This is a genomic window from Pseudomonas sp. GL-R-26, from assembly GCF_019947365.1.
In the GTDB taxonomy this organism is placed as follows: Bacteria; Pseudomonadota; Gammaproteobacteria; order Pseudomonadales; family Pseudomonadaceae; genus Aquipseudomonas.
This window is the reverse complement of sequence record NZ_JAGYGI010000017.1, coordinates 1-12,366: the sequence shown is the minus strand read 5'-3', so window position 1 is coordinate 12,366 and position 12,366 is coordinate 1. Positions and strand designations below refer to the sequence as shown.

Sequence of the window (12,366 nt, the reverse complement as noted above, 5' to 3'; positions counted from 1 at the left end):
GTGCAATGATCATTTTGGTACGGGTGATCAGATTTTGAACTGCGCCCTGGCTTTGGTTCCGGCATGGGGCGCCGATTCAATGATGAATATTCCGCCGAGGGATTCGACGCGATAGCGCATGCCTACAAGGCCCAGATGGGTTCTACCTCGACCAGGCACATTTGGTTTTTCGGTTGGAATTCCCACTCCCGCATCCTCGACTTGTACTTCCAGTAACCCTTCGCAGTGAGAGGCGCTGAGTTTTTGGCCTTTTCCTCCGGCGTGAATATAGGCATTGTTCAACGCTTCCTGGGCGAAGCGGTAAATACAAATTTTATGCGCTATCGGTACATCGTCAGGAAGAGTATCAAGCTCCAGTTCTACTCGCGTCTCGGTTCGCTCTTCGTGCCGCTCGGCAAGCAATACCAGCGCATCGTGCAGGGTCAGTTCATTGACTTCGGGAAGTGCCAGGCCGAGTGATATTTCCCGCACTTCGTTTAAAGCATCCTCGCCGGCACGCCTGATCATTTCGATGACCTCCCCATCCGAGGCGCCTTGTGAATCTTCGAGTTCTTCAAGGCGAAGGAGAATAAGTGACAACAGCTGAGCAGGACCATCATGAAGATCTGCCCCGATCCGCCGAAGAGTGAGTTCATTGATTCTGGAGAATTCGCGATTGGCTGTAGTGACTTTGTGCTGAAGGGCGGCATTGTTTGAGTGCAACTTGGCTTGCTCATCCATTCGCCATTCAAGTGCTGTTTCATGCTGCTTTATTATCTTGTCATCACGCCGAACGATAAAAAATAACAACAAAAGCATGGCTGTCGTTGCTGCACCAACTATCGCCCATACTTTCTTGCGAACATTATTGATTTCGCGCTGTAACGCTTCCGCGGTTTCGTAGAACTCTCCAACCGCAACAATCTTTCCAGTAACCGTTTCTCGCAGTGGAGCAAAAATTTCATAGAGCGGAATATTCAGACTTCGCTCAAAAGCATCCTCAGTATCATCTTCAAAATCATTGTCCAGTTCTGTATAGATCTTGCCTGTCAGCGCCTGTGAGATCTCCTCTGTCGGAAAAGTTTTCTGGACCGTGGACTTGTCGGTGCTGTAGACAATCGTGCCGTCTGGAAGCCAGATCTTCACCGAGACCACATGCGTACTCAATGAGGTGCTGGACAGCAGGTGATCAATAGTCTGAATGGTTCCATCGGGGAGTTCTTTGGCAGTGGTCAGTCCCTGGACGAAAGGATCGAGAAAGTTCTGCATATAACGCGCGCCAGTCTCTGCCGCCGTTTGAATCGTTGCATCTTCGATACTCTGGCTTACGAGCTTTCCAACGAACGTCATGGTCAAGCCCAGAATGATTGTGGCGCAGATGACGAACTGGGTTGAGCGGCTTGAATGGCGCAGTTTCGCACGGGGAGGCTGTCTCCCTGGCACTCCGCCACTGGACGCTTGGCCAGCCTCTGATCCGACCAAGGTCTGATCCGATTCTTCGACCAAGGTCTCAGAATTTGATTGGGCTTTTGTCTCTGTACACATCCGGGTAGCCCCTCAATACTCATTTTCAATGGAGTGTAAAGCTGGCGTTTGAGGTTGAAGTCGGGAGGCGCGATGAATAATTTAAAAAGATTCTCGATCCATCTGGATAATCGCTATTTCTGGCAACAACAGCCGGGGGTTATTACCAATAGTGTGGTCGGCCATTCGCACCCTGGCATTCAAGTCAAACTCGGTTCATTTGAAATCTCTGTTGAGAATACGCTCCAGTACAACAGTGCGGGTGTTCCACTCAATCAGAACCAAACCTATGGTTCCAATGGTTTCCTGACTCCGCCACCCAGCGTGCGGAGCCAGTCTCCAGTACATACTAGTCAATTCGTAGTCGATGCCAGTTTTCTCATGGATAAAAGGCTTGTTGACGAAGCCGCATGGACGCAGAACCGTGCCATCACCCCTCAGGAAGTCCCGGAATATGGCGATCTTCGCGAGCATATTCCGGCCAATGCCTTTGTTCTCTGGATGTGTGGCATCTGTGACAAGCCCCCTACACCTGAGAGAGCATCATGTACAGATGCATAGAGCCCCGATACGTGACGGGGCCGTTAGCAAGTTGCACCTTCTATTCAACCTGGGTTCATGGGCCGTCGCCTCCTTGAGGCGCAATACCAGCCTGTAAATACGGTTGTCATGGGGAATTGATCCTCAGTCGAGTTCTGCTGATTGCTTGCAATTCAGTAGGGGCTCGGTGCGGCCGTGGTACCAGGTCCCGTCGTTCAAATTTCGGTTTCATTTATGGGGTTCAGCACTAAACCACGCGTTTGCAGCCGTGTTTTATGCGTGTGGTTTCCTGACTAGTCAAGCATCGAGGAAACAGCCATGGCCAGCTTCATCAAGTCCGATCTTGAGTTCATTCTCGAACAAATTTTCATCGCTGAACGGAATGCGGCAGGCGCGAGTCTGGCTGACATGCTGCCGAACGTAGAGGTACCCTTCGGCCTGCGCACTGTCTCCGGCATCGACAACAACCTGGCCAATCCCCAGTTCGGCGCCGCCGACAACTTCTTCCCGCGTATGACGACGCCGGTGTTCAATACCGCGCAGGTCCAGCCGGTCGGCTTCTTCGGCCCGGCCGATCCTGGCGGAACCACACCGACCTCCTACCTGCAGACCAGCGGTTTCGTCTTCGACTCGCAGCCGCGTACCATCAGCAACCTGATCGTGGACCAGACCGCCAACAACCCGGCGGCAGTCGCGGCTGCAGCGGCCAATCCGGATTCACAGGTCGTCACCAGCCCCGGTCTGGATGGCCTGTTCGGCACCGCCGACGACATTTCCGTCTTCCAGATTCCTAATATCACGCCGGACGCGGGCCTGACCGCGCCCTTCAATGCCTGGATGACCTTCTTCGGCCAGTTCTTCGATCACGGCCTGGACCTGGTCACCAAAGGCGGCAGCGGCACGGTGTTCATTCCGCTGCAGCCCGACGATCCACTGTTCGTGCCTGGTAGCCCGACCAACTTCATGGTGTTGACGCGGGCCACCAATCTGCCCGGTCCCGACGGCATCCTCGGCACCGCCGATGACATCCACGAGCAGAGCAACACCACCTCGCCGTTTGTCGACCAGAACCAGACCTACAGCTCGCATCCCTCGCACCAGGTGTTCCTGCGTGCCTATGAACTCAACGCCGTTGGCGATCCGGTGGCCACCGGCAAGCTGATCACCAACCGTGACCTGGGCGTCGATGGGCATTTCGGCACAGCTGATGACGTTGAAATCGGCGGCATGGCCACCTGGGCAGTCGTCAAGGCTCAGGCCCGTGATCTGCTCGGCATCAACTTGACCGATGCGGATGTGTTCAACGTACCGCTGCTGGCGACCGATGCTTACGGCAACTTCATCAAGGGGCCTAACGGCCTTCCTCAAGTCGTGATGATGGGCGCGGATGGCATTGCCGGTACGGCCGATGATGTGCTCGTCGAGGGTAATCGGGCTGCACCCATCAGCCTGACAAACGCCGTGCGCACCGGTCACCAGTTCCTCATCGACATCGCCCACAGCGCCGATCCGACCGGCGGCCTGACGGCCGACGCGGACACCGTCATTGGCGGCCCGCAAGCCCCCGGCACCTACGACAACGAACTGCTCGACAAGCACTACATCGCCGGCGATGGCCGGGTCAACGAGAACATCGGCCTGACCACCGTGCATTCCATCTTCCACAGCGAGCACAACCGGCTGATTGACCAGACCAAGGCAACGGTGCTGGCCTCCGCCGACCTCGCCTTTCTCAATCAGTGGCTGCTGCCTGACGCCCAACTGGCGGCGTTGCCGGTAACGGCGGCCGACATCGCGGCCCTGCACTGGAACGGCGAGCGGTTGTTCCAGGCCGCCAAGTTCGGCACCGAGATGCAGTACCAGCACCTGGTGTTCGAGGAGTTCGCGCGCACCATCCAGCCGCAAGTGGACGTTTTCCTGGCACCCATGGGCAACGACACCACGATCAACCCGGCGATCGTCGCCGAGTTCGCGCACACGGTCTTTCGCTTCGGCCACTCGATGCTGGTGGAGACGGTCGATCGTTTCGATGCCAACTTCAACGTCGTTGGCGACGGCAATCCGGTTGACCCGGGCAATCAACAGACCGGCCTGATCGCGGCCTTCCTCAACCCGTTGGCATTTGCTGCGAGCGGCCCCACCCCTGGGGAGGCGGCAGGCGCCATCGTACGCGGCCTGACCCGTCAGGTCGGCAACGAGATCGACGAGTTCGTGACCGACGCGGTGCGCAACAACCTGGTCGGTCTGCCGCTGGACTTGGCCGCCCTCAACCTGGCGCGCGGCCGCGACACCGGCATCCCGTCGCTGAATGAGGCGCGGCGCGAGTTCTACCACATGACCGGCGACAGCCAGTTGACCCCCTACACGAGCTGGGCCGATTTCGTGCAGCACATGAAACACCCGGAATCGCTGATCAATTTCATCGCCGCCTACGGCACGCATTCAACCATCACTAGCGCTACGACGATGGCGGCCAAGCGCGCCGCGGCTGCGGATCTCGTGCTCGGCAGCGCGACCGCGCCAGCCGATCGTCTCGACTTCCTGCACAGCACCGGTGCCTGGGCGAGCACCGCCGGTGCGGACGGTATTCTGAACACCGCAGACGACGTGACCACCACTGGCCTGGACAACGTCGACTACTGGATCGGCGGCCTGGCCGAGGAGAAAATGCCCTTTGGCGGCCTGCTGGGTTCGAGCTTCAACTTCGTCTTCGAAACCCAGTTGGAAAACCTGCAGAATGGCGACCGCTTCTACTACCTGGCACGCACCGCAGGACTCAACTTCGGCACTGAGCTTGAGAACAATTCGTTCGCCAATCTGGTGATGCTCAACAGCAACGCAACACACCTGCCGGCTAACATATTCCTGACGCCGGCCTTCATCCTGGAGACCGACCCGACGCACCAGTTCAATCAGAGTGTGATTGCCGGGCCGGATGGCATACTGGTCGACAATCCATTGACGCTAGTCAATGAGGCCGCCGACAACCTGCCAGCCAACGCCGACCCCTTTGGCCCATCGGACCACCCGATTGGCTCACCACGTATTGACCATTTCACGCCACTGGTGATTCGCGACAACCCCGCCACACCGGGCCTGGATACCAACTACCTGCACTACACCGGCGGCGATACGGTCGTGCTGGGCGGCACGCCCGGCGACGACATCCTCATTGCCGGCGACTCGGACGACGACACCGTCTATGGCGACGCCGGCAACGACCGCCTCGACGGCGGCTACGGCAACGACAACGTCTTTGGCGGTACCGGCGACGACATCATCACCGACATCGGCGGCAGCGACACCCTGCGCGGCGAGGACGGCAACGACGTCATCCAGGCCGGCAACTCGACCCTCGGCCTCAACAACCTGGTCTTCGGCGGCGCTGGCAAAGACTTCATCATCACCACCGAAGACATCACCATGACCTTCGCCGGCGCGGGCGACGATTTCATCCTCGGCGCCAAGGTCAACCTCGCGCCGACCGGCAACGAAGGCGACGACTGGATCGAGGGCGGCACCCAGGACGGTGCGCCCGGCGATAACATGAGCCCGACCTTGTCCGACGATGTGCCCGGCAACGACATCTTCATCGGCACCGGCGGATTCGATGAAATGATCGGTGAAGGCGGCGACGACACCTTCGTCGCCAGCGATGCTCAGGACAAGATGGACGGCATGTCCGGGTTCGACTGGACCACCTACAAGAATGACAAGTACGGCGTGACCGTCGACATGGTCGTTCCCTTCTTCAGTCCGTATCACGCGGTACCTGATGCCGCGGGCAATATCGTGGGCGCCGTGGCGCAATCGGCCGACTCGGTCTATGACCGGTTCGCGGAAGTGGAGGGCCTGTCGGGGTCGGCCTTCGCCGACTTCCTGCGCGGCGATGAACAAAACGCGGCCATCATCGCCAACATCACGGCCAGGGGCAGCATCCTCACCAACTTCGATCTCGTCAGCGGCCTGCGGGCCTTCGTCGGCAGCGCCGGATTCGGTGCCGACGGTATCGGGGGGACGGCCGACGATCAGTTCGGCGCGGGCAACATCATCCTCGGCGGTGATGGCAGCGATATCATCGAGGGTCGTGGCGGCAGCGACCTCATCGACGGCGACAAGTGGCTCAACGTGCGCATCAGCGTGCGTCAGAACATCGATGGCACCGGGCCGGAAATCGCCACCTTCGACAGCATGACGCCGATGATCCCGCTCATGCTGAACGGCACCTACAATCCCGGCCAGCTCGTCGCCGTGCGTGAAATCCTGCCGGGCGCGGGGGGCTTCGACACCGTCAACTTCCTGGGCCCGATGGCGAACTACACAATCACCGTCAACGATAACGGCACCCCGGCCAACTTTGCCGATGACATCGTCACCGTGACCGACAATGTCGGCAAGGAAGAAACCGACCGTCTCACCAACATCGAGCGGCTGCAGTTCTCCGATCAGTCCATGGTCCTCGTGCCCGGGCTCAACGCTGAGCCGGTGGGCGCGCTGACGGTAGATAACACCGCACCGACCGTTGGCCAGATACTGACCGTGTCGGCGGCAGGCCTCACCGATGGCGACAACGCGGGAGGGGCTATCCACAATTCCATCAGTTACGTATGGCAGTTTGAAGCGGCACCGGGCTCGGGCGTCTTCGAGGACATCATCCTCGGCCCAGGCCGCATCGGTATCGGATTTACAAGAGCGGACGCGCCCACTCTCACGGTGACGTCGGATCTTGCCGGCCTGGCAGTGCGCGTCAAAGGCATCTATGCGGACGATCATGGCGTGACCGAGCAGGTATTCTCGGCGCCGACTACGGCAGTAGTGGCCGCGGCGCCAGCCCCCGCAGTGGCGCCTTCGCTGATTGATCCGCAGACCACTGCCCCCAGCAATGGTGTGCGTTACACGCAATCCGACCTGGCGTTCATCCTTGACCAGATCAAGATAGCGGAACACAACGCGGCGGGTGAGAACATGGTTTCTCTGCTGCCGAACATACGGATGCCATTCGGTTTGCGCACGGTCGAGGGGACGGACAACAACCTGCTCCATCCCGAGTTCGGTGCTGCCGATAATGTATTCCCGCGCCTGACCACGCCGAACTTCCGCCCGGCGGATCCGGTTCCGGCCGGTTTTCCGGGAGCCGGCACGCCGACCTCGTATACGCAGACCAGCGGCTTGGTGTTCGACTCGCAACCGCGCACCATCAGCAACCTGATCGTCGACCAGACCGCCCACAACCCGGCGGCGGTCGCGGCCACCTTCGATCCGGGCGTGGATGGCATCCTCGGCACGCCTGACGATGTCCTCAAGGCCGGTGCGCAGGTGGTTACCGGAACCCGCACCGACGGCACGACGTTCCAGACCTTCTTCGACCCGAACATAAGCCCCGATGCGGGCCTGACCGCGCCCTTCAACCAGTGGATGACCTTCTTCGGCCAGTTCTTCGACCATGGCCTGGACCTCGTCACCAAGGGCGGCAATGGCACGGTGTTCGTCCCGTTGCAGGCGGATGATCCCTTGGTCCTCGGGCCAGACGGCATCGCCGGTACCGCCGACGATCTGCCTGCAAACCTGCGCTTCATGACCGTGACACGGGCGACTATGCTGCCCGGCCCCGACGGCATCCTGGGCACGGCCGACGACATCCACGAGAACACCAACACCACCTCGCCGTTTGTCGACCAGAACCAGACCTACAGCTCGCATCCTTCGCACCAGGTGTTCCTGCGTGCCTATGAGTTCAACGCTTTAGGCGATCCGGTGGCCACCGGCAAGCTGATCGAGAATCGGACTGCCGGTGGCGACGGCATCCTGTTTACCGGTGACGATAGTTTGACTGGCGGCATGGCCACCTGGAAGGTGGTCAAGGCGCAGGCGAGTGCGATGCTGGGCATTAACCTCACCGATGCCGACTTCGACAACGTGCCGCTGCTGCGCACCGATGCCTACGGCAACTTCATCAAGGGTTCGAACGGCTTCCCGCAGGTCGTCATCGGGCTTGGCCCCGACGGTATTGCGAACACGGCTGACGACGTGGTCATCGAAGGCAACCCGCTGGCCCCTATCAGCCTGGCGACTGCCGTGCGCACCGGCCATGCCTTCCTCAACGACATTGCGCACACTGCCGTTCCGGTGGACGGCCAGACCGGCGCGGCACTCCTGCCCGATGTGGACACTGTCATCGGCGGTACACCTGCGCCGGGCTTCTACGACAACGAACTGTTGGACGCGCACTACATTGCCGGCGACGGCCGGGTCAACGAGAACATTGGCCTGACCACCGTCCATTCGATCTTCCACCATGAGCACAATCGCTTGGTCGATCACACCATGGCGGTGGTCCTGGCGACAGCGGCAAGCGGCGATGTGTCGTTCCTGAACGAGTGGCTGCTGACACCTGTCACTGCCGTTCCTGCCGACACCTCGACCCTTGACTGGAACGGCGAGCGTCTGTTCCAGACAGCGAAGTTCGGCACCGAGATGCAGTACCAGCACCTGGTGTTCGAGGAGTTCGCGCGCACTATCCAGCCGATGGTCGATCCGTTCTTCGCACCTGGTCAGGTGTACGACACCGCGATCGATCCGAGCATCGTTGCCGAGTTCGCGCACACTGTCTATCGCTTCGGGCACTCGATGCTGCTGGAGCAGGTCGACCGGCTCGATCCGAACTTCGCCTCGAGCGACATCGGGCTGATTCAGGCCTTCCTCAACCCGCTCGAGTTCGCGGGCAGCGGCGCCACCCCGGAACAGGCGGCCGGTGCTATCGTGCGCGGTGTGACCCGCCAGGTGGGTAACGAGATCGACGAGTTCGTCACCGAAGCCCTGCGCAATAACCTGCTGGGCCTGCCGCTCGATCTGCCCGCCATCAACCTGGCGCGCGGCCGCGATACCGGCGTTCCGTCCCTGAACGCGGCGCGGCGGGAGTTCTATGGGCCCACCGGCGACGCAGAGCTCAAGCCCTACACCAGTTGGGCCGATTTCGTGCAGCACATTAAACATCCGGAATCGCTGATCAACTTCATCGCCGCTTATGGCACGCACTCAACCATCACCAGCGCCCTCACGCTGGCGGACAAGCGCGCCGCGGCTGCGGACCTGGTGTTAGGCGGCGCGACCGCACCGGGCGACCGTGTCGACTTCCTGAACAGCACGGGTGCCTGGGCCAGCACCGCCGGTGCGGACGGTGTTTTGAACACCGCAGATGACGTGACCATCACCGGTCTGGACAATGTCGACTTCTGGGTTGGTGGGCTGGCCGAGGAAAAGATGCCCTTTGGCGGCATGCTCGGCTCGACCTTCAACTTCGTCTTCGAGAACCAGATGGAGAAACTCCAGGACGGTGACCGCTTCTACTATCTGGAACGCACCGCCTCGATGGACTTTGGCGCTGAGCTTGAGAACAACACGTTCTCCACGCTGGTCATGGCCAATACCGACGCAACACACCTCTCGGGCAGGGTTTTCCTGACGCCAGCCTACACTCTGGAGGTCAACCAGGCGAACCAGTACAACCCAAGTCTGATTGCCGGGCCGGATGGCATACTGGTCGACAATCCATTGACGCCAGTCAATGAGGCCGCCGACAACCTGCCGGCCAACGCCGATCCGTTTGGTCCGTCGGTCCACCCGATTGGCTCACCGCGCACTGATTTTCTCACGCCGCTGGTGATCCGAGACAACCCCGCCACGACGGGTCTGGATAGCAACTACCTGCACTATACCGGCGCCGAAACGGTCGTGTTGGGCGGCACGCCCGGCAACGATATCCTCATTGCCGGCGACTCGGACGACGACACGGTCTATGGCGATGCCGGCAACGACAGGATCGATGGCGGTTACGGCAACGACCAACTCTTTGGCGGTACCGGTGACGACATCATCACCGACATCGGCGGCGATGACGTCATCCACGGCGAGGACGGCAACGACGTCATCCAGGGCGGCAACGGCCTCAACCTGATCCTCGGCCAGGCCGGCCAGGACTTCATCGTCACCGGCGAAGACGCGGCCGACACCAGCGGCGGCCTGGGCAACGACTTCATCCTCGGCAGCAAGGCGAACGAATTCGCGCGCGGCGGCGAAGGCGACGACTGGATCCAGGGCGGATCCGCCGATGGTGTTGCCGGCGACAACTTCGACCCATTCGGCAACGATCCGATCAATGGCAACGACGTCTTCATGGGCGATGGCGGACCGGACAACTTCGACGGGGAAGGCGGTGATGACATCATGATCGGCAGCCCCAGCGAGGCGGACCGTTTCATCGGCTTCTCCGGTTACGACTGGGCGACCTTCAAGGACGATCCGGCCGGCGTGACCATCGGCCTCAACTCCAGGCTGCGCTTCTTCGATCAGCCTGCGGTGCCTGGTTCCACCGCGTCGATCCTTGCCCGGTTGGACCTGGTGGAAGGGCTGTCGGGATCGTCCCACGCCGATTTCCTCAGCGGCGATGACTCCACTGCCGACTTGCTCGCCATCGCTGGCGCCAAGGGCAGCGTGCTCACCAACTTCGACCTCATCAGCGGTCTACGGGCGTTCGTCGGCATCGCCGGCAACGGCGCGGATGGCATCGCCGGCACAGCCGACGATAAGTTCGACGGGGGCAACATCGTCCTGGGTGGCGCCGGCAGCGACGTCATCGAAGGCCGTGGAGGCGATGACCTCATCGACGGCGACAAGTGGCTCAACGTGCGCATCAGTGTGCGGCAGAACATCGATGGCACCGGGCCGGAAATCGCCAGTTTCGACAACATGTCACCCCTGGTCCCGCTCATGTTGAACGGCACCTATAACCCCGGCCAGCTCCAGATCGTCCGCGAGATCCTGACGGCGACCGGTCCTGACTTCGACACGGCGCTGTTCTCCGGCAATCTGGCGGATTACACCGTGATTGAAAACGTCAACGGCACCTATACGGTCATCGACAGTGTCGCTGGCAGGGACGGGACCGACACCCTCAGCAATATCGAGCGGGTGCAGTTCTCCGATCAGGCGCTCGTACTCGGCGGTTTGAACTCGGCGCCAGTCGGTGTGTTGAGGATCGACGATCCCACGCCCGCCGTCGGCCAGGTGCTGACGGTCTCGGCGGCAGACATCACCGATGCCGACAATACCGCGACCGGCGGCGCGATCACCGGGCCCATCAGTTTCTTCTGGCAGTTCGAAGCGCGCCCGGGCTCGGGCGTATTCGAAGACATCACCTTCTTTGCCGCCGGAGAGGTCGCGCGCGCGGAGGGCACGACCGTCACGGTGGGCTCGGAACTCAGGATTGCACCACCGGCGACCCTCATCGGCGCCGTGCCGGCTATCCCGGAACTCGTCGTGCCAACCGGACTGGCTCTGCGCGTCAGGGCGGTCTACAAGGACGCCAATGGCGTGCTGGAGGAGGTGTTCTCGGCGCCGACCGCACCGATCACGCCGGCCGGTACTGGCACCGTCAATGTCTTGCCGGTTGGAACGGTGCTGATCAGCGATACGACCCCGACACCAGGCTCGGCCTTGACCGCCACGGATGCGTTCACCGACGCCAACGGGACCACGACCTCGGTGATTACCCATCAGTGGCAGGTGGGGCGCGGTGCGATCTTTACCGACATCGCCGGTGAGACGGGCACAACCTTCACGCCCATCCAGGCACAGACCGGTCAGCAACTGCGTGTCGTCGCGAGTTACACCGATGACCTCGGCACACTTGAGCGAGTCACCTCTGCCGCAACGACAGTGGTCGGTGATGTGTTTGTCGGTACCGCCGGTGGCGACATATGGACCGGCACGGCAGGCGACGACGTGGCCAGCGGAGGTGATGGCAACGACTTCCTGAACGCCTTGGGCGGCAACGACATCCTCAATGGTGACGCGGGCAATGACATTCTCATCGGCGGCAGTGGTGCCGACACGATGGCCGGCGGCGTCGGCATCGATATCTATGAAGTCACTGACCTTGGGGACGTGGTGACCGAACTCGCCGGTGCCGGCGACGACTCGGTCTGGACCTCGCTCGCGAGCTACACCCTGGGTGCCAACGTCGAGAATCTGTATTTCGGCGGTAGCGGCCACTTTACGGCCATTGGCAATGCGCTGGACAACACGCTCGTGGGTGGTGCGGGTAACGACGTTCTCATCGGTGGCGCAGGTGCCGACACGATGGCCGGCGGTGTCGGCAGCGATATCTACGAAGTCACCGATCTTGGGGACGTGGTGACCGAGCTCGCCGATGCCGGCAACGACTCGGTCTGGACCTCGCTCGCGAGCTACACCCTGGGTGCCAACGTCGAAAACCTGTATTTCGGCGGCATCGGCAACTTTGCGGGCAGCGGCAACGAGCTCCAC

At 61.0% G+C, this 12,366-nt stretch carries 3 protein-coding genes; 2 read left to right on the top strand and 1 reads right to left on the bottom strand.

Translation table 11 applies throughout. The features are described from left to right. Nucleotides 1-27: 27 nt before the first annotated feature. Nucleotides 28-1,524, bottom strand: a complete 1,497-nt coding sequence (locus tag KGA96_RS18360; protein WP_046037734.1) for a sensor histidine kinase — start codon at nucleotides 1,522-1,524, stop codon at nucleotides 28-30. Nucleotides 1,525-1,596: 72 nt separating this feature from the next. On the opposite strand from KGA96_RS18360, the gene KGA96_RS18355 reads away from it, so the two are divergent. Together KGA96_RS18355 and KGA96_RS18350 are read left to right on the top strand one after the other, a co-directional pair. After that, nucleotides 1,597-2,064 carry a hypothetical protein gene (locus tag KGA96_RS18355; RefSeq protein ID WP_223514177.1) on the top strand — a complete coding sequence of 156 codons (468 nt, stop codon included), beginning with the start codon at nucleotides 1,597-1,599 and terminating at the stop codon, nucleotides 2,062-2,064. A 297-nt stretch (nucleotides 2,065-2,361) separates the two neighbouring features. Beyond that, nucleotides 2,362-12,366: peroxidase family protein (locus KGA96_RS18350; RefSeq protein ID WP_223514174.1), on the top strand; the 10,005-nt coding region annotated here is incomplete at its 3' end.